Raw genomic sequence first — 19,464 nt, 5'->3', positions numbered from 1 at the left:
CGCCGGCCGCGGCCCGGGTCCCGTTCCGGGGAGGGCCGCTCCGACGCGAAGCCCCGCTCGCCGGCCGAGACCCCGGAGGCCTCGGTCGGCGTGCGAGCAAATCCGGAGGAATGTCCCGAATCCGGCCGCGCCGGGTCTGCTTCGGGTACGGGCCGGGTCCCGTCTGCGGGACCCGGCGTGTCAGATGTGTCCGCGTCGCCCATTTATCCGGCGAGCTCGGCGACCCGCGCACGTAGGGCGGCCAGACCCGCCTCGATGCCCGACGGGTCCGAACCCGCGCCCTGGGCCATCTCGGGCTTGCCGCCACCCCGGCCGGAAATGGCCGGACCGAAGGCGGACACCAGATCCCCGGCCTTGACGCCGAGATCCTGCGCGGCCTTGGTGACCGCGGCGACGAACGGCACCTTGCCGTCGGCATGGCCGAGCAGCACCACGATGGCGGGCTCGGAACCGAAGCGGCCCTTGATGTCCTGCACCAGGGTGCGCAGATCGCCCGCGCCCACGCCCTCGGGCCCGGCGGCGGCGACCAGCAACACCTTGCCGACCCGCTGGGCCTGCTCGACGAAGGTGCCCGCGCTCGACAGCACGGCCGCCATCTTGGTGCGCTCCAGCTCCTTCTCGGCGGTCTTGAGCCGCTCGACCAGCTGCTCGACGCGCCCCGGCACATCCTCGGAGGGCACCTTCAGCGACGAGGCGACACCGGCCAGCAGCGCCCGCTCCTTGGCCAGGTACTTGTAGGAGTCCAGGCCCACGAAGGCTTCCACGCGGCGGATGCCGGAACCGACCGACGACTCGCCGAGCACGGTGATCGGGCCGATCTGCGAGGAGTGCTGCACGTGGGTGCCACCGCAGAGCTCCATGGAGAACGGTCCGCCGATCTCCACGACCCGCACCTCGTCGCCGTAGTTCTCGCCGAACAGGGCCATGGCGCCCATCTTCTTGGCGGAGGTCAGGTCGGTGACGAAGGTGTTGACCTGGAAGTCGTCGGCCACCGCGTCATTGGAGACGGCCTCGATATCGGCCTTCTGCTGCTCGGACAGCGCGCCCTGCCAGTTGAAGTCGAAGCGCAGGTAGCCCGGCTTGTTGAGCGAGCCGGCCTGAACCGCGTTGGGGCCCAGCACCTGTCGCAGCGCGGCATGCACCATGTGGGTGCCCGAGTGGCCCTGGGTGGCGCCCCGCCGCCAGGCCGGATCGACCTGGGCCAGCACGGTGTCGCCCTCGGTGAGCTGGCCGGCCTCGACGGTGGACTTGTGCACCCACACCTTCTTGGCGATCTTCTGCACGTCGTTGACCTTCACCTTGAGGCCGTGCGACGAGACCAGCGACCCGCGGTCGGCGATCTGGCCACCGGACTCGGCATAGAGCGGGCTGCGGTCCAGGATCACCTCGACGTCCTGCCCGGCCTCGGCGACCGGCACCCGGACGCCGTCCTTGATCAGGGCCAGCACCGTCGCCTCGGTGGACAGTTCGTCGAAGCCGGTGAACTCGGTCGCGCCGCGGTCCACGAACTCCTTGTAGACGGTGAGGTCGGCGTGCGCGTGCTTGCGCGAGAGCGCGTCCTCCTTGGCCCGCTTGCGCTGCTCGGCCATGAGCGCGCGGAAGCCCTCCTCGTCGACCTGCAGGCCGGCCTCGGAAGCCATCTCGAGGGTCAGGTCGATCGGGAAACCGTAGGTGTCGTGCAGCGTGAACGCGTCGGTGCCGCTGATCTTCCTGCTGCCCTGGGCCTTCACCTCGTCGACGGTCTCGTCGAACAGCTTGGTGCCGGTGCTCAGCGTCTTCAGGAACGCGGCCTCCTCACCGACGGCGACCGTTTCGATGCGCTTGAAGTCGGTGGTGAGTTCCGGATAGGACGGCGACATCAGGTCGGCGACGACCTTGATGAACGCACCCATCACCGGCTGCTCGGCGCCCAGCAGGCGGGCCGAGCGCACGATGCGGCGCAGCAGGCGGCGCAGCACGTAGCCACGGCCGTCGTTGCCGGGGTTCACGCCGTCGCCGATCAGCATGGCCGCGGTGCGGGCGTGGTCGGCGATGACCCGGAAGCGCACGTCGTCGGCGTGCTCGACACCGTAGGAGCGGCCGGTCAGCTCCTCGGCCTTGTTGATGATCGGGCGCAGCAGATCGGTCTCGTAGACATTGTCGACTCCCTGCAGCAGGAACGCGACACGCTCGATGCCCATGCCGGTGTCGATGTTCTTCTTGGGCAGCGGGCCCAGGATCTCGAAGTCGTCCTTGCCGCGCCCGGCGCCGCGCTCGTTCTGCATGAACACGAGGTTCCAGATTTCGAGGTAGCGGTCCTCGTCGGCCTCGGGGCCGCCCTCGATGCCATATGCGGGGCCGCGGTCGAAGTAGATCTCCGAGCACGGGCCGCACGGTCCGGGGATGCCCATGGACCAGTAGTTGTCGGCCATGCCGCGGCGCTGGATGCGCTCGTCCGGCACGCCGAGCTCACGCCAGATCTGCTCGGCCTCGTCGTCGTCGAGATACACGGTGACCCAGAGCTTTTCCGGATCGAAGCCGTAGCCGCCGTCCTCGACCGGGTTGGTGAGCAGCGACCAGGCCAGCTCCATGGCCCCGCGCTTGAAGTAGTCGCCGAAGGAGAAGTTGCCCGCCATCTGGAAGAAGGTGTTGTGGCGGGTGGTGACGCCGACGTTCTCGATATCGCCGGTCCGGACACACTTCTGCACGCTGGTCGCGGTATCGAAGGGCGGGGTCTGCTGACCGAGGAAATACGGCACGAACTGGACCATGCCTGCGTTGACGAACAGCAGGTTGGGGTCGGCCAGGATCAGCGAGGCACTCGGTACCTCGGTATGTCCGGCCTTTACGAAATGCTCCAGGAAGCGCCGTCGAATCTCGTGGGTCTGCACAACCATCCAGCCTACCGGTCCGGGTCCAGGGAGTTTCCACCCACCACCGGGCGATAGCTACCATCGCCGGGGTGACTGTGATCCCGGACCCATCCCAGCGCTTCCCCCTCCCCCACGCGCGCCGCACCGTCTTCCTGAAACCGCACGTCACCTCGCCGAACATCGAGGTCGGCGACTTCAGCTACTTCGACGATCCGGACGCGGCGACCGCCTTCGAGACCAACAATGTGCTCTACGCCTTCGGCCCCGAGAAACTGATCATCGGCAAATACTGCGCCATCGCGAGCAACACCCGCTTCATCATGGCCGGCGCCAACCATGCCACCTCGGGCGTGTCGACCTTCCCGTTCACCATCTTCGGCGGCACCTGGGCCGAGGAGACGATGGACATCATCACCGCGATTCCGTCCAGGGGCGACACCGTGGTCGGCAACGACGTGTGGATCGGCTACAACTCGCTGATCATGCCGGGCGTGCACATCGGCGACGGCGCGATCATCGCCACCGGCGCCGTCGTGACCTCCGACGTGCCGCCGTACACGATCGTCGGCGGCAACCCGGCGCAGGTGGTCAAGCAGCGTTTCCCGGACCAGGACGTGGCGCGCCTGCTGCGCGCCGCCTGGTGGAACTGGCCGCTCGAACTGGTCACCGAGCACGTGCGCGTGATCATGGCCGGCACCCCCGCCGACATCGAACGCATCGCCATCCACGAGGGGCTGCTGGCGGACTGACCAGCGCCGCAAGCGCATTCGCGGCACGCCGAGCGACTGTTTCCGGCAGTCGCTGCAATTCGGCGCGTGACGCATCCGCGCACTCGGCGCTATCTGCCCCGGACGATGCGGCGCAGCTTGGTGACGCGAGGACCGACTTCACGTTCGTAGCCGTGATCGGTCGGCTGGTAGTAGTCGACGCCGACCAGCTCGTCCGGTGGATATTGCTGGGAGAGAACGCCGTCCGGGTGGTCGTGCGGGTATTTGTAGCCCTGGGCATTGCCGAGGGCGGCGGCGCCGGCGTAGTGACCGTCGCGCAGGTGGGCGGGCACCGCGCCCGCCTTGCCCGCGCGCACATCGGCCATGGCGGCCGCGAGGCTCTTGACCACCCCGCCCGATTTCGGGGCCGTGGCGATGTGAATCGTGGCCTGGGTCAACGCCAATTGGGCCTCCGGCATCCCGACCAGCTGGACGACCTGGGCGGCCGCGACCGCGGTCTGCAGGGCGGTCGGGTCGGCCATGCCGACCTCCTCGCTGGCCTGGATCATCAAGCGGCGGGCGATGAATCGCGGATCCTCACCCGCGCTGATCATGCGGGCCAGGTAGTGCAGCGCGGCATCGACATCGGAGCCGCGCAGGGATTTGATGAAGGCGCTGATGACGTCGTAGTGCTGGTCACCGGCGCGGTCGTAGCGCACCGCCGCCTTGTCGACGCTGGCCTCGACCAACTCCACATCGACGGTGCCGTCCAGGGAGGATTCGGCCGACGCCTCCAATGCGGTGAGCGAACGCCGCGCGTCACCGCCCGCGATCCGCACGATGTGGTCGAGCGCCGCGTCCGTGACCGTGTACTCCCCCGCCAGCCCGCGCGGGTCGGCGATGGCCCGGGTGAGCACCGAGCGAATGTCGGCCTCCGACAGGGACTGCAGCTGCAGCACCAGCGAGCGGGACAGCAGCGGCGACACCACCGAGAACGACGGATTCTCCGTGGTCGCCGCGACCAGCAGCACGATCCGGTTCTCCACCGCCGCCAGCAGCGCGTCCTGCTGGGTCTTCGAAAACCGGTGCACCTCATCGATGAACAGCACGGTCTGTTCACCCACGGTGAGGCGGCGGCGGGCCAGATCGATGACCGCCCGCACCTCCTTGACGCCCGCCGACAGCGCCGACAGCGCTTCGAACCGCCGTCCGGTGGCCTGCGACAGCAGCGAGGCGAGGGTGGTCTTGCCGGTCCCGGGCGGTCCGTACAGCAGCACCGAAGCCGCTCCGGACCCTTCGATCAACCGCCGCAGCGGCGACCCGGGCCCGAGCAGATGCTGCTGCCCGACCACCTCGTCGAGGGTGCGCGGTCGCATCCGCACGGCCAGCGGCGCGAATCGGTCGTCCCCGCTGGGAATGCGCGCGGCTCCCGCCTCGAAGTCGTCGACTACGGCCTGCGTGCCCGGCGCATCGAACAGCCCATCACTCACGCCCCGACCCTACCGACCGGCTCCGACACACTCGCCGACCACGACGCCATCCCCGGACAGCGCGCGGAGGATCACTCCTCCCAGTGCTCTTCCAGCGTGGCCGAGACGTGTTCGGCGAAGTCGCCGAGGGTGTCGTCGCCGGTGCAGCGGGCGTCCTCGGCGAGGGCGGCCCAGCGGTTGATGAGGGCCGCCGAACGCGGGATGGACAGGCCGTGCTCGCGCGCGGCGGCAATGCGGGCGTGGTCGGCGGGCAGGAACCAGTAGGTCGACAGCCACACCCAGATGAGCCGCGCCTCGAGGATGCGTTCGGCGAGCACCTCGTCGTCGGCGAGGGCCGGCCACACCGCCACCACCTCGGAGCGCCACGCCTCCACCATCTGGCGGGCGCGTTCGCGCGACAGCTCGAAATCGCACAGGCAGCCCGGGAAGGAGACCAGAGCATAGGCGATGTCGAGGGTGGCGTCACGGAAGCCGCCCCACTCGTAGTCCAGGAACCGCGCGCCCTCGTCATTGAGGATGACATTGTCGGGGCACAGGTCCGAGGGGCTGAAGGCGCGGTAGCGCCCGGCGGAGAAGAGCCGGTTGCCGCGCACGATGCGCTCGGCGATCTCGCCCGGCACCTCGATGCCCAGCTCGCGCTGCAACATGATCGGCACCTCGGCGACCGCGGATTCGGCTTGCTGCGCAATGCCGTCCACGCGGTGCACCACATCGACGCGCCGCAGCAGCGCCACGAAGTCCGCCTCGCGGCCCACGGTCGCGGCGTGCATGCGGCCCAGTGCCTGAGCGAATGCCATGAGCGCATTGCGCCCGCTCGGTTCCACGCCGGACTGCAGGACCGCGGTCAGGGAGGTGTTCTCGCCGAGATCGCTGAGTATGAGCAGGCGGTCCGGCAGGCTGTAGCCGAGCAGGTAGGCGCCGGGCCGGTGGTCACGGCCGAGGGCGGTGGTGAATTGGTAGGAGACCGCCTCGCGCAGGAATGCGGAGTCGATGCTGGCGACACCGGGAGCCATGCCGCCGGTGCGCCGCTGCGTCGCCGTGCCCGCTACCTGCTTCACAATCAGTGTGCGAGGTAGCGAAAAGGCGTTCTCTGCAACGCGGACACGGAGTACCGTCGTCCTACCACTGCCGCTGAGTTCCAGCGGATCGCTCAGCTTTACCGGAGCACCCATTCGCTTCGTGAGCAACTGTTGTGCCGCGGACACGACTTCGGCGGCGCGTTCGGCCAATAGTGCGGTCATCGGAACCCAAGTTACTCCCGTCAGGTCACTTTCAGCGAGCGGTTGCGCAACCTTTCGCGCGTCGGACGGCGTGTCTCTGTGCTGGGTTTGCCCACGCGGCGCTGGTTGCTTGACACAACCAGGACCGTCTAGTTGTCTCATGGTCACTTGCTGTGCGCCACACCGTAAACCGGGAAATGTGAAAGGCTTGCGACCATGACTGGCACGCCGCCCTCAGCACCGTACGAGCCCTCCGGCGACCGTCCCGTCGCAGGGGGCGGCGAGCAGTATCCGTCCCACGCCGGGCAGCACCAAAACCCCGAGCCCGCACCGGTTTCCGGCGCGCCCGAGCCGGGCCACGTGCCCGGCCGCCACCAACTGCCCGGCCTCGCCGGGTACCCGCAATTCGACGGCCCCGGCGCCGCACAGTACGGCAGCGAGCCCGTGGAACCCCCGCCGGCCTTCACCCCGCAGCCGGGCGCGCCGCAGCCGCCGGCCGGCTACGGCCCGGGCACGCCACAGCAGTTGCCACCGGCCGGCATGCCGCCCGACGCGAATCCGCCTCCACCGGGCGGACTCCCACCGGGTGCGATGCCGCCGCCCGCCGAGCCGGCGCCGAAACAGGGCTATACACCCCCGCGCGAGACCCTCGACGTCGGCGCGGCCCTCACCTACGGGTGGGATCGGTTCCGGCTCAACCCCATTCCCTGGGTGGGCATGGTGCTGATCGGCATGATCGCCTGGCTGGTGGTCACCTTGCTGGTGAATATGGTTGACGTGCAGTCGCTGTCGGCCGTCGTCCTGCTGTTCGCGGTGGCGTCGCTGGTGGTGTGGTTGCTGCAGGCCGCCATGATCCGCGGCGCACTGTACGAAACCGACGGGACGCCACCGGATTTCCCGGCCTTCTTCGGCTTCGTGAATGCCGGGAATGTGCTGATCACCGCGCTCATCGTGTTCGCGCTGTGCCTCGTGGCCTCGATCGCGTGCGTGTTCCCGGCGATCATCGTGGGCGTGCTGTGTATGTTCGCGCTGCACTTCGTGATCGACCAGGACCAGAACCCGATCGCCGCAATCCAATCCAGCGTGCGGCTGGTGATCGCCAATGCCCTGCAGGTGACCCTGCTGGCGCTGGGGGTGCTGATCATGACCGTGATCGGCACGCTGCTGTGCGGATTGGGCCTGCTGGTGGCCGGACCGGTCACCGCCATCGCCACCACCTACGCCTACCGCTCGCTCACCAACGGGCTGGTGGTCTGAGCTCGATCCGCCCGCACGCGCGAGCCGCTGTCGACGACGGAGCCCGCCGGTATCGCTGATACCGGCGGGCTCTCGACGATCCGGGCGCGCCCTTACTTGGCGTCGTCCTTGACCGGGTTGCCGTTCGCGTCGAGCTTGGCGTTGAGGCCGGCCTCCTGCCGCTGCTGCAGGGTGATCGGGGTGGGCGCGTCGGTGAGCGGGTCGACGCCGCCACCCGACTTCGGGAAGGCGATGACCTCGCGGATCGAGTCCACGCCGGCCAGCAGCGCGGTGATGCGGTCCCAGCCGAAGGCGATGCCGCCCATGGGCGGCGCGCCGTAGGAGAAGGCGTCGAGCAGGAAGCCGAACTTCTCCTGGGCCTCCTCCTCGCCGATGCCCATCACCTGGAACACCCGCTCCTGCACGTCCCGGCGGTGGATACGGATGGAGCCACCGCCGATCTCGTTGCCGTTGCAGACGATGTCGTAGGCGTAGGCCAGCGCCGAGCCCGGATCGGTGTCGAAGGTGTCCAGGTGCTCGGGCTTGGGCGAGGTGAAGGCGTGGTGCACGGCCGTCCAGGCCGAATAGCCCAGGGCCACATCGCCACTCGCGGTGGCGTCGGCGGTGGGCTCGAACATCGGGGCGTCCACGATCCACACGAAGGCCCAGGCGTTCTCGTCGATGAGGCCGCACTTGCGGGCGATCTCGCCGCGGGCCGCGCCCAGCAGCGCGCGGCTGGACTTCATGTCGCCGGCCGCGAAGAACACACAGTCGCCGGGCTCGGCGCCGACCTGCTTGGCCAGACCCTCGCGCTCGGCGTCGGTGAGGTTCTTGGCGACCGGGCCGCCGAGGGTGCCGTCCTCGTTGAAGGTGATGTAGGCCAGGCCCTTGGCGCCGCGCTGCTTGGCCCACTCCTGCCAGGCGTCGAACTGGCGGCGGGGCTGCGACGCGCCGCCCGGCATGACGACCGCGCCGACGTAGGGAGCCTGGAACACGCGGAACTGCGTCTCCTCGAAGTACTCCATCATCTCGGTGATCTCGACCTCGAAGCGCAGGTCCGGCTTGTCCGAGCCGTAGCGGCGCATGGCCTCGGCGTAGGTCATGTGCGGGATCGGGGTCGGGATCTCGTAGCCGACCAGCTGCCACAGCGCGGCCAGGACGTCCTCGGCCAGCAGGATGACATCCTCCTGCTCGACGAAGCTCATCTCGATGTCGAGCTGGGTGAACTCGGGCTGGCGGTCGGCGCGGAAGTCCTCGTCGCGGTAGCAGCGCGCGATCTGGTAGTAGCGCTCGATGCCGCCGACCATGAGCAGCTGCTTGAACAGCTGCGGCGACTGCGGCAGGGCGTAGAACTTGCCGGGCTGCAGGCGGGCCGGAACCAGGAAGTCGCGCGCGCCCTCGGGAGTGGAGCGGGTCATGGTCGGGGTCTCGACCTCGACGAACGCGTGCTTGGCCAGCACGGCGCGGGCGGCGGCGTTCACCTTGGACCGCAGGCGGATCGTGTGCGCCGGGCCTTCGCGGCGCAGGTCCAGGTAGCGGTACTTGAGGCGGGCTTCCTCGCCCGGCTCGTCGTCGAGCTGGAACGGCAGCGGCGCGGCCTCGTTCAGCACCTCGAGCTCGGTCACATTGACCTCGATGGCGCCGGTCGGCAGGTTCGGGTTCTCGCTACCGGCCGGGCGGTTCTCGACCACGCCGACGACCTTCACCACGAACTCGTTGCGCAGCTTGTGGGCGGCCGCCGCGGGTTCGCCTTCACGGAAGACGGCCTGGGCAACACCCGACGCATCGCGCAGATCGATGAAGATCACGCCACCGTGGTCTCGCCGCCGGGCCACCCAGCCGGTGAGGGTGACGGTCTGACCGGCGTGCTCGCTTCGCAGCGAACCAGCCAAGTGGGTGCGCAGCACGGGATTCCTTTCGACGGGCTCGAAGCACCGGTGAGGTGTGACCAGGTGCAGACCCATCGTAGAGAGACACGTTCAGCGAGTGGAAACCGATATCGACTCGCCCGTGTCACAGTGATAGCCATGACCTTCAACGAGGGCCTGCAAATCGACCCGAACCGGGCGAGTGGTGGCGGTGGCGGACCGGGTATGGGCGGCGGATTGGCTCTCGGCGGCGGTGCGCTGGGCATCATCGCGGTGATCGCGGCACTGATCTTCGGCGGCGACCCGGGCAGCATTCTCGGCCAGTTCACGGGCGCGGACAGCAATGCCAAGTCGGGCACCGCGACCCTGCCCACGCACTGCAAGACCGGCGCCGACGCCAACAAGTACGTCGACTGCCGCGTCATCCTCACCGCCCAGAGCCTCGACGCGATCTGGGGCACCGAACTGCCCAAGCAGACCAACCGCAAGTACGTGGTCCCGAAGCTCAACCTCTTCTCCGGCGCGGTCAGCACCGGCTGCGGCCGCGCCTCCTCGGCGGTCGGCCCGTTCTACTGCCCCGCCGATCAGACCGCCTACTTCGACACCAGCTTCTTCCAGGAACTGGTCGACCGCTTCGGCTCCAGCGGCGGTCCGCTCGCCCAGGAGTACGTGGTCGCCCACGAGTTCGGCCACCACATCCAGAACCTGCTCGGCGACATCAACCGCGCCCAGCGCGACCCCCAGGGCGCCACCTCCGGCGCGGTCCGCACCGAACTCCAGGCCGACTGCTACGCCGGGGTCTGGGCCAACTACGCCGACAAGCTCCCCGCGCCCGGCTCCAACACCCCGTTCCTGAAGCCGTTGACCGACAACGACATCCGCGACGCGCTCTCCGCCGCGTCCGCCGTCGGCGACGACCGCATCCAGAAGGCCGCCACCGGCCGCGTCAACCCGGAAGCCTGGACCCACGGCTCGTCGGAGGAACGCCAGAAGTGGTTCCTGACCGGCTACAAGACCGGCCAGGTCAAGGCCTGCGACACCTACTCGGCCCAGGACCTGAACAACCCGCCCGCTCTCCGCTGACCCGGCCTCCCGACGGTCCCCAGCCTCGAACAGGCTGGGGACCTTGCTATTTCCGGCCCTCCACCCGTTTTCGCTCAGGGCAACAGCGGCATCCGGGTGGGGTCGGCGTGGCAGCGCGGGTGCGGCGTGCGGTTGGCGGCAGAATCGGCGGCGGCGGGTGGGTGCCCGCAAGGGAATTCGGAGGAATGCGATGCGGACAGCCAGGGCGGCAGTACTTTTCGGCGAGGCGCGACTCGGCCGGGTGGCGCGGCGGCGTGGGTGGCGGGCGGGGGCGGTGGCCACGCTGGCCGTGGTGATGCTCACGGGCACAGGGGTATTCGCGATGGCGGACCCGGCACCGGCATCCGGCGTGGCGCTGTTCACGCTGACCGCCATGCCCGCGGGATGGCAGACGCGGACGGATCTGCATCCGTCGCTGGAGATTCAGCCCGACGGGCGGGCGGTGAAGCGCGCCGACAGCGGCGCGCAGCCGGTGACCGGGACCGTGCCCGCCGATGTCATCGGGGCCGCGGCGGCCGAGGTGAAGGCGCTGGCGGCCGTGGACATGGGGACACCGGAACAGGCCGACAAGGGCACCTCCATCATCGACTACATGCCGCAGTCGCCGGATCAGGACGTGCACCTGATCGTGTACGCGCCCGAGCTCGGCGACGGGCTCAACGATGACCAGAAGGCGTCCCGCAAGCGCTTCGACGATCTGTTCCAGCGCTTGCTGAACGCCTTCGTTCCGGCCTAGCGGCGAAAGATCAGCCGACCGTCCAGGTTTCGCGGCCGGTGAGCAGCTCCTGCAGCGAGTTCTCGCTCACCGGTTTGCGTTCGACGGCGGTGTTCAGCTGGGCGCGGACGCCGTCGTCGTAGGTGGGGCGGGAGACGCTGCGGAAGATGCCGGTCACCACATGGGTGAGGTCCTGGTCGGACAGGCGGGACAGAGCGTAGGCGTATTCGGGGTGGTCGGTATAGGCGTCGTGGACCACGATCTCGGCTTCGGCGACACTGTCGGCGCGCGCCACCCGCAGGCCGAAACCCGCACGGACCACGGCGAATTCACCGTCCGCGCCGAACCGGATGGGCTCACCGTGCCGCAACCGGACCAGATGGGATTCGGCGTTCTCCCGGCGCAACGCGTCGAAGGAGCCGTCATTGAAGATCGGGCAGTCCTGCAGGATCTCCACGAACGAGGTGCCGCGGTGTTCGGCGGCGGCGCGCAGCACCTCGGTGAGCCCGGCCCGATCCGAGTCCAGCGCGCGGGCGGCGAAGGTGGCCTCGGCGCCCAGCGCCACCGACAGGGTGTTGAACGGATGGTCGACCGAGCCCATCGGGGTGGACTTGGTGACCTTGCCGGTCTCCGAGGTCGGTGAGTACTGGCCCTTGGTGAGGCCGTAGATCCGGTTGTTGAACAACAGGATCGTCATGTTCACATTGCGGCGCAGCGCGTGGATGAGGTGATTGCCGCCGATGGACAGCGCATCGCCGTCCCCGGTCACCACCCAGACCGACAGGTCGGGCCGGGTCACCGCCATGCCGGTGGCAATGGCCGGCGCGCGGCCGTGGATGGAGTGGATCCCGTACGCCTCCAGGTAGTACGGGAACCGGCTCGAGCAGCCGATACCGGACACGAACATGAGGTTCTCGCGCTCGAGACCCAGATCGGCCAGGAAGCCGCGCACGGTGGCCAGAATGACGTAGTCGCCGCACCCGGGGCACCAGCGCACCTCCTGATCGGAGGTGAAGTCCTTCGCCTTCTGCGGCCGGTCGGCCCGCGGCACGCCGGACAGTCCGGTGAGGCCGAGATCGGTGCCCACGAGCGGGTTTTCGAGAATGGTCATCAGTTGCCCCCTGGGGTGCGGTAGGTCGCCCGCGCGCGTGCGGCGAAGGCCTTGGCCTGTTCCATCTCCGCGATGGAACCGTCCAGGGCCGCGTCGATGACGCCGACCAGTTCCTGTGCTTGGAAGGCAGTGCCGGCGATCTTGGTCCACGGCTGCACGTCGACCAGGTAGCGGGCGCGCAGCAGCATGGCCAGCTGGCCGCCGTTCATCTCCGGGCAGACCACGGTGCGGTAGCGGCGCAGCACCTCACCGAGGTTGGGCGGGAAGGGGTTCAGGTTCCGCAGATGCGCCTGCGCCACCGGTACCCCGCGCCGCCGCGCCCGCCGGCACGCCTCGCCGATCGGCCCGTAGGAGCTGCCCCAGCCGATGAGCAGCAGTTCGGCGCGGTCCCCCGGATCGTCCACCTCGAGGTCGGGCACCGCGATGCCGTCGATCTTGGCCTGCCGGATCCGCACCATCAGCTCGTGATTGGCCGGGTCGTAGGAGATATTGCCGCTGCCGTCGGCCTTTTCGAGCCCGCCGATGCGGTGGGCGCGGCCCACGGTGCCGGGCACCGCCAGCGGCCGGGCCAGGGTCTCCGGATCGCGCGCGTAGGGCTGGAACGAATCGCCCTCCGCGCCATCGGGTTCGAAGCCCGGATCGATCGGGGCCAGCTCGGTGACCTGCGGAATCGCCCACGGCTCGGAACCATTGGCGATGGCGCCGTCGGACAGTAGCAGCACCGGCGTGCGGTAGGTCAGCGCGATGCGGGCCGCGTCGACCGCGGCGTCGAAGCAATCCGCCGGTGAGCGCGGCGCGACGATGGCCACCGGCGACTCGCCGTTGCGCCCGTAGAGCGCCTGCAGCAGGTCGGCCTGTTCGGTCTTGGTGGGCAGGCCGGTGGAGGGCCCGCCGCGTTGCACGTCGATGATCACCAGCGGCAGCTCGGTCATGACGGCCAGGCCGATGGTCTCGCTCTTGAGCGCCAGCCCCGGCCCGGACGTACTGGTCACCCCGAGCGCGCCGCCGAGTGCGGCGCCCAGCGCCGCGCCGATGCCGGCGATCTCGTCCTCGGCCTGGAAGGTGGTGACGCCGAAGTTCTTGTGCTTGCTCAGTTCGTGCAGGATGTCCGAGGCCGGGGTGATCGGGTAGGTGCCCAGGAAGACCGGCAGCCCGGACAGCTGCCCGGCGGTGACGATTCCGTAGGCGAGCGCGGTGTTGCCGGTGATCTGCCGGTAGGTGCCGGGCGGCAGCGTAGCGGGGGCTATCTCGTAGGTGGTGGCGAAGGCCTCGGTGGTTTCGCCGTAATTCCAGCCTGTCCGGAATGCGAGGATATTCGCTTCGGCGACATCCGGTGTGGCCGCGAATTTCTCCCGCATGAACTGTTCGGTGCCGCCGATGGGCCGCCCGTACATCCACGACAGCAAGCCGAGCGCGAACATATTCTTCGCGCGCTGCCCATCTTTCTTGCCCACACCGGTCGGTTCGGTTGCTCCGAGCGTCAGGGATGTCATGGGCACCCGGTGCACCACGAAATCGGTCAGCGTGTCATCGGTGAGCGGATCACCGGTATAGCCGACCTTGGTCAGATTCCGTTTGGTGAATTCGTCAGTATTCACGATCACCGTCGCCCCGCGGGCCAAATCCTCCAGATTCGCCTTCAGCGCAGCAGGATTCATGGCAACCAATACGTCGGGCTGGTCCCCGGCGGTGAGGATGTCGTAGTCCGCGATCTGGATCTGGAACGACGACACGCCCGGCAGCGTGCCCTGGGGCGCGCGGATCTCGGCGGGGAAGTTCGGTTGGGTGGCAAGGTCATTGCCGAAGGCGGCGGCCTCGTGGGTGAAACGGTCACCGGTGAGCTGCATACCGTCACCGGAGTCACCCGCGAAGCGGATGACGACTCTTTCCAATTTCTCGACCGCCAATTTCGCTGTGGCGCGGCCGTTTCCGGCCGCCACAACCCCGCCGTCGGACGGAGCTTTCACAGTGCTGTCGGGCAGCGGGGCCACAGTATCTTTGTGCGGCAGCGCCGCAGGGTCGTCATGCTGCGAAACCATGCGCGTGCATCACTTCCTCGTCAGGTGTGAGGTACCAACGCCAAACTACTCCGCAATATTCGCGACACACCCGTGAAGCGCAATGGTTTCGATCAAAGAACCGCCGTCAGGCGAACAACGCCAGCTGCGGATCGGGCGTGTGCGATTCGGCGACGCGGACCTCGGGTTCGGCCGGCCGATCGCGGTTCAAACGGTGTTTCTCCAGCAACGGCTCGATTCGGCCGCGTAGCCACGCAGAATACTCCGGTGTCACCGAAGCACCCCGACCATACAGTTGCCGGTAGCGCCGCAGCAGCGCCGGGTGGGCTTCGGCCAGCCAATTGAGGAACCAGCCGCGCGTGGAGCCGCGCAGATGCATGGGGAACGCCGTGACACCGGCGGCCCCGGCCTCGCCAATGGCGGCGAAGAGCGCGTCGAGATGCGCCTGGGAGTCGGTGAGGTACGGAATGACCGGCGCCACCATGACATTCACCGCGAATCCGGCGTCGGCCAGGGCGCGCACCAGTTCCAGCCGCGCCCGCGGCGAGGGCGTGCCGGGCTCGAGGCCGCGGTGCAGCTCCGGATCCAGGATGGCGATGGAGACGGCGAGGTGCACCGGCACCTGCCCGGCGGCCTGGACCAGCAGCGGCAGATCTCGCCGCAGCAGCGTGCCCTTGGTGAGAATGGAGAACCCGGTGCCGGAGTCGGCGAGCGCGGAGATGATGCCGGGCATGAGCCGATACCGGCCCTCGGCGCGCTGATAGGGGTCGGTATTCGTGCCCAGCGCAACCGATTCCCGCCGCCACGACCGCTTGTGCAGTTCGCGCCGCAGCACCGGGACCACATTGGTCTTGACCACGATCTGGGAGTCGAAATCGGCCCCCGCATCCAGGTCGAGGTACTCGTGCGTGCCGCGGGCGAAGCAGTAGCGGCACGCATGCGAGCAGCCCCGCATGGGATTGATGGTCCAGCTGAAGGGCAGATTGCTGTCGGGCACCCGGTTCAGGGCACTCTTGCAGAGCACCTCGTGAAACGTGATGCCCTCGAACTCGGGCGTCTGTACGCTGCGTACGAAACCCGCACGTTCGAGCCCGGGTAGCGCGCCGTCATCGGCGCCGAGGGTTTGCCTTTGCCAACGCACCACCCAAGTCGAACATGTGTTCTAACGACTGTCAAGCAATCTTCTGCGTGTCGGACTCGATCGGCTGCCCGTTGTAGAAGGCGACCAGATCCCGAATGGTCTGCTCGGCGGGCCGCGGCCGGTAGCCGAGTTCCTCGGTGGCCTTGGTGTGCTCGACGATCGGCGCCGACAGCAGCGCGCCCATGGCCGCCTTGGAGATGCGGTCACTGCCCAGCGCCCGGGCGACGGGCTCCATGACCGGCATGCACGCGTTGATGACCTTGGCCGGAATCGCGAAGGCGGGCTTCATCTTCCCGTTCACCTCGGCGGCGGTGCGGGTGGCCTGGAACATGTCGGTGAAGTGCCCGCCGAGCAGGTAGTTCTCACCGGTGCGGCCGCGCTCGCTCGCGAGCACCAGGCCCTGGGCCACATCGCGCACGTCGACCAGGTCGAAGCCGCCGCTGATCATGACCGGCACCCGCCCGCGCGCGGCGTCCCACAGCGTGGTGTTGATGCGCGAGGCGGTGTTGTCGATCGGGCCGTACACACCGGTCGGGTTGCACACCACCGCGTCCAGGCCCTTGTCGATGATCTTGCGCAGCTCGATCTCGCCCTGCCACTTGGAGCGGTCGTACACCGGCAGCTCGGGATCGATGGACCGCGGCGAGCGCTCGTTGATCCGGCCGCCACAGCTGTACTGGTTGAACGCGTGAATGGAGCTGGTGTGCACCATCCGCCGCACGCCGACCTCGCGCGCGGCGTCCGCGACGATGCGCACGCCCTCGGTGTTGACCCGCCAGGCCACGTCGTTCTTGTGGGCCAGGGTGATGAGCGCGACCAGGTGGTAGACCACCTCGGCCCCGTCCAGTGCCGCGCGCATGGACGCCGGGTCCAGCACGTCACCGTTGACCCAGGTGACACCGGGCTGGCTCGCGCCCGCGACCCGGTCGATGGCAGTCACTTCGTGACCGCGATCGGTAAGCAGGCGAAGCAAATTGGTGCCAAGGAACCCGGCGGCGCCGGTGACTGCGACCTTCATGGTGACGAGAATATAGAACTTGTTCTAATTTGCAACAACGGTGCGGTTGCGGTGTGGCCGCGCACGCCACGCCGGTCTGGACGATCGACGGGATATATTCGCCATCCGCATGTCCATGACGATCAGGGGGTACTGCCATGGCCGATCTCTGGGTCGACACCGGTGCGGTGCGCACATTCGCCGCCGCACAGGACGGCGTCGCCGCCGACATCGCCGCCCAGGGCGGCCTCGACACGGTGTCCCACGTCGCGGCCATGACACCGGTCTTCGGACTCATCGGCGCGGACTTCCTGGCCGGCTTCGCGGTCGCCGAACTCCTGCACGATCGCGACATCGCCGCCCTCTCGGCCCGCTTCGGCGCGCTCGGCCGGGCCGCCTTCGGCTCGGCCGCCACCTACGACACCACCGACGCCGAATTCGCCGGGGGCCTCGGCACGGCCGCCGGGCAGATCGGCGAACCGGCATGAGGCCGATCGACTCCGGCGTCATCGATGCCCTCCGCCCGGCGGATCCGGACACCAGTGCGAGGGGAGCCGACAACGTGAGCGTCATCGGTGCGATCCCGGATCTGCCGCTGGGCACCCTGCCCGCCGACATGCCGCCGTTCCAACCGCCGGAATTCATGCTCGCGCGCAAGGAATTCGAGCAGGTCAGCTCGCCACTCGCCGGACCGGGTGGTGCTGCTGCGGAGTCACGGACCGGCACGTTCGGCGCCACGGTCGCACCCGCGCTGCACGGTGCCCACGATGCGCTCTCGGGCGCGCAGGACGCACTCGGCAGCGCCGAGGCTGTGCCCGGTTCCGCGGACGCCGCCCCGAACGCGGTGGCCGCCGCGCTCAATGCCGCCCAGACCGCGCCGACCCGGGCCGCCGCCGATCCAGCGGCCGCGTTGCCGCCGCTGCCCGCCGATCCGGTCGGCGATCTCGTGAAGGGCCTGGCGCTCCCCGCGATTCCCGGACTGGACACGCTCTTCGAGCCGTTCCTGGACCTGTTGCAGAGCTTCGGCACCGGCATCCTCGGCCGGCTGAATCCGGCGACCCTGCTCAACACCGGGTCGCGGGTCATCGAGGCCGCGATCCAGATAGGCGGGGGCGCACTCGAAACCGTCGAATCCCTGTGGCAGGGCCAGGCTTCCCAGCGTGCGCAGGAGTCGGGCCGGCAGGCCGGGAACCACGGCCGGGAGACCGCCCAGCGCGGGTTCGATCTGTCGTCTATCACCACGCAGGCCGCGGCCGTGGTGCAGCGGGGCAATATCCAGCTCACCGCCATCGCAGAGGCGTTCGCCGCCGAGGCCACGGCGCTGGCCCCGCTGATCCTGACCCCGATCGGCCAGACCACGCTGATCGCCTCGGCCACCCGGCATCTCGGCGAGGCCGTCGCGGTCGTGAACGCCACGCGCGGCGAACTCTCGGTCTACACCGCGCAGGTGCACGGCATCATCGGTCAGCTGATCGGCCAGGGCGGCGGCCCGAACCCGGCCGAGTTCGCGCAGTCGCTGGCACAGAATGTCGGCCGGCCGATCCTGGAGCAGGCCAAGAGCCTGTTCGAAAGCGGCCTGCAGGACGCCACTCGCATGCCCGGCGCACCTCGGAAGTCCGATCCGGTCAGTGGTCTCCCGAACACCACTGCCGCAGGGACCGGCGGGATCGGAGCCCGGGTTGGCGGTCTCGGAGGCGGCCCGCCGTCGCCCCCCGGCGCCCCCGGGTCCTCGATCCCCGGTGGCAAGGTCACCAACCCCGCCAATCCGTTCGGCGCGGGCGCGGCCGACATTCCCGGCCTCGGTGGCCCGGCCGGTCCAGGCTTCATGGGCTCCCGTGCCGCGGCGGGCACGGGCCAGGGCGATGTGGCCGATGCCAAGCACGGCCGCACCGTGCGGCCGCACCAGAGCCACACCGCCGAAAGCGAACTCACCGGCAATCTGGGCACCTTCGCCCCCGGTGTCATCGGCGAGCCGGCAGCAAGCACGGACGCAGCCGAGACCGATCCCGCCTGATCCGAGTGCGGCACAGCCGCTTTCGTGGCGGCACGGTCGTCTCCGGACAGCAGAATGCCGCGGCGATCGGGTCGGGTACCCCGGTCACCGCGGCATCGGTGGAGGCCGAAATGCGGCTGTACACCCCGCGGGCTCGGCCACCGTTCAGGGCGCGCGGTCGGCGCGCCGCGGTGGATTACACCGCGGTCGGCCGCGTCTGCGCGTCGATTCCGCCGTCGATGACGAACTGGGCGCCGTGGATGAAGCCGGCCTGCGGGCCGACCAGGTAGGCGATGAGGGAGGCGATCTCCTCGGGCTTGCCGTTGCGGCCGATGGGTGCCACGAAGTTGCGAATGGCGTCGCCGTAGCGCGGATCGTCCAGACCGGCCTGCAGCAGCGGGGTTTCGACACTGCCGGGGGCGACGGTGTTCAGTCGCACGCCGGCGGCGCCCCACTCGACGGCGCGTTCGCGCACGGCCACGGTGACGGCGTTCTTGGAGGACGCGTAGGCGTAGTGGCCCGCGAGATCCCCGGCCCGGGCGAAGGCCTCGGCCTCGGTGCCGGTGCGGATCGGATTGTCCTCCCACTTGATCTGGGTGGAGGCCACCGACGAAACCACTACGGCCGCAGGGTTTTCGCCCTTGCGCAGCGCGGGCAGCAGAGCGTCGAGCAGGGCCACGGTGGCCCGGTAGTTGATCTCCACCACCAGATTCGGGTCGGGCACCTGCGGGCCGACACCGGCACACAGCACCACGCCGTCCAGCACTCCCCCGGATCGCTCCACGATCTCCTCGACCGCGGCCGCGCGCGCCGCGGCGTCGGTGAGGTCGACGGTGATGTCGGCGTTGCGCAGGTCGATCCCGATGATGTCGTGCCCGGCGGCGCGCAGGGCGGCGGCGGTGGCCGCGCCGATGCCCGAGCCGGAGCCGGTGATGGCGATCGTCATGACGCGATTAGAACAAGATCCAGGAATCCGGACAAGCCCACCGGGACGGGCATCTCAGCCACCGGGACGGCTACGACCGGGCGGTCT

Annotated in this window: 15 protein-coding genes; 6 read left to right on the top strand and 9 right to left on the bottom strand. The window is 69.2% G+C overall.

Annotated elements, in window-relative coordinates:
* Positions 1–203: 203 nt before the first annotated feature.
* Complete coding sequence (alaS, locus tag ACWEQQ_RS38290; RefSeq protein WP_452351653.1) at positions 204–2,870, bottom strand: alanine--tRNA ligase; 2,667 nt, start codon at positions 2,868–2,870, stop codon at positions 204–206.
* Positions 2,871–2,947: 77 nt separating this feature from the next.
* On the opposite strand from alaS, the gene ACWEQQ_RS38285 reads away from it, so the two are divergent.
* On the top strand, positions 2,948–3,601 hold the full coding sequence (locus ACWEQQ_RS38285) for a CatB-related O-acetyltransferase (protein ID WP_452351652.1): 654 nt from the start codon (positions 2,948–2,950) through the stop codon (positions 3,599–3,601).
* A gap of 89 nt (positions 3,602–3,690) precedes the next feature.
* On the opposite strand, the gene ACWEQQ_RS38280 is transcribed toward ACWEQQ_RS38285, so the two are convergent.
* Both ACWEQQ_RS38280 and ACWEQQ_RS38275 read right to left on the bottom strand, forming a co-directional pair.
* Positions 3,691–5,049 carry a replication-associated recombination protein A gene (locus ACWEQQ_RS38280; protein ID WP_452351616.1) on the bottom strand — a complete coding sequence of 453 codons (1,359 nt, stop codon included), beginning with the start codon at positions 5,047–5,049 and terminating at the stop codon, positions 3,691–3,693.
* A 71-nt stretch (positions 5,050–5,120) separates the two neighbouring features.
* Positions 5,121–6,290 carry a phosphotransferase family protein gene (locus ACWEQQ_RS38275; RefSeq protein WP_379395000.1) on the bottom strand — a complete coding sequence of 390 codons (1,170 nt, stop codon included), beginning with the start codon at positions 6,288–6,290 and terminating at the stop codon, positions 5,121–5,123.
* 195 nt (positions 6,291–6,485) lie between these two features.
* Between ACWEQQ_RS38275 and ACWEQQ_RS38270 the strand changes: the two genes are divergently transcribed.
* Positions 6,486–7,526, top strand: a complete 1,041-nt coding sequence (locus ACWEQQ_RS38270) for a hypothetical protein (protein ID WP_452351615.1) — start codon at positions 6,486–6,488, stop codon at positions 7,524–7,526.
* Between the two features lie 92 nt (positions 7,527–7,618).
* Here ACWEQQ_RS38270 and aspS read toward each other — a convergent pair whose 3' ends face one another.
* Positions 7,619–9,412 (bottom strand): aspartate--tRNA ligase, encoded by a 1,794-nt coding sequence (aspS, locus tag ACWEQQ_RS38265; RefSeq protein ID WP_452340061.1) that lies wholly within the window; start codon positions 9,410–9,412, stop codon positions 7,619–7,621.
* Between the two features lie 120 nt (positions 9,413–9,532).
* Between aspS and ypfJ the strand changes: the two genes are divergently transcribed.
* Together ypfJ and ACWEQQ_RS38255 are read left to right on the top strand one after the other, a co-directional pair.
* Positions 9,533–10,456 (top strand): KPN_02809 family neutral zinc metallopeptidase, encoded by a 924-nt coding sequence (ypfJ, locus tag ACWEQQ_RS38260; RefSeq protein WP_452340062.1) that lies wholly within the window; start codon positions 9,533–9,535, stop codon positions 10,454–10,456.
* Positions 10,457–10,646: 190 nt separating this feature from the next.
* A complete protein-coding gene (locus ACWEQQ_RS38255) occupies positions 10,647–11,192 on the top strand; it encodes a hypothetical protein (RefSeq protein WP_452351614.1) in 546 nt (181 codons plus the stop codon).
* Between the two features lie 10 nt (positions 11,193–11,202).
* On the opposite strand, the gene ACWEQQ_RS38250 is transcribed toward ACWEQQ_RS38255, so the two are convergent.
* From ACWEQQ_RS38250 to ACWEQQ_RS38235, 4 genes are all read right to left on the bottom strand, one after another.
* A complete protein-coding gene (locus tag ACWEQQ_RS38250) occupies positions 11,203–12,282 on the bottom strand; it encodes a 2-oxoacid:ferredoxin oxidoreductase subunit beta (RefSeq protein ID WP_379387020.1) in 1,080 nt (359 codons plus the stop codon).
* Complete coding sequence (locus ACWEQQ_RS38245; protein ID WP_452340065.1) at positions 12,282–14,321, bottom strand: 2-oxoacid:acceptor oxidoreductase subunit alpha; 2,040 nt, start codon at positions 14,319–14,321, stop codon at positions 12,282–12,284. The genes ACWEQQ_RS38250 and ACWEQQ_RS38245 overlap by 1 nt, the downstream gene beginning before the upstream one ends.
* 106 nt (positions 14,322–14,427) lie before the next feature.
* A complete protein-coding gene (locus ACWEQQ_RS38240; RefSeq protein ID WP_452351613.1) occupies positions 14,428–15,441 on the bottom strand; it encodes an Rv2578c family radical SAM protein in 1,014 nt (337 codons plus the stop codon).
* Between the two features lie 31 nt (positions 15,442–15,472).
* A complete protein-coding gene (locus ACWEQQ_RS38235) occupies positions 15,473–16,459 on the bottom strand; it encodes an NAD-dependent epimerase/dehydratase family protein (protein ID WP_379395013.1) in 987 nt (328 codons plus the stop codon).
* A 137-nt stretch (positions 16,460–16,596) separates the two neighbouring features.
* Here ACWEQQ_RS38235 and ACWEQQ_RS38230 point away from each other — a divergent pair, with 137 nt between their 5' ends.
* Together ACWEQQ_RS38230 and ACWEQQ_RS38225 are read left to right on the top strand one after the other, a co-directional pair.
* Complete coding sequence (locus ACWEQQ_RS38230; protein ID WP_452351612.1) at positions 16,597–16,926, top strand: type VII secretion target; 330 nt, start codon at positions 16,597–16,599, stop codon at positions 16,924–16,926.
* Positions 16,923–18,452 carry a hypothetical protein gene (locus tag ACWEQQ_RS38225; RefSeq protein ID WP_452351611.1) on the top strand — a complete coding sequence of 510 codons (1,530 nt, stop codon included), beginning with the start codon at positions 16,923–16,925 and terminating at the stop codon, positions 18,450–18,452. Before ACWEQQ_RS38230 ends, ACWEQQ_RS38225 begins: the two co-directional genes overlap by 4 nt.
* Positions 18,453–18,627: 175 nt before the next feature.
* Here ACWEQQ_RS38225 and ACWEQQ_RS38220 read toward each other — a convergent pair whose 3' ends face one another.
* Positions 18,628–19,377, bottom strand: a complete 750-nt coding sequence (locus ACWEQQ_RS38220) for an SDR family oxidoreductase (protein WP_452340068.1) — start codon at positions 19,375–19,377, stop codon at positions 18,628–18,630.
* Positions 19,378–19,464: the final 87 nt, after the last annotated feature.

It is taken from the genome of Nocardia sp. NPDC004123 (assembly GCF_053603795.1).
Note: the sequence above shows the minus strand (reverse complement) of the source record. Positions and strands in the feature narration are given on the sequence as shown.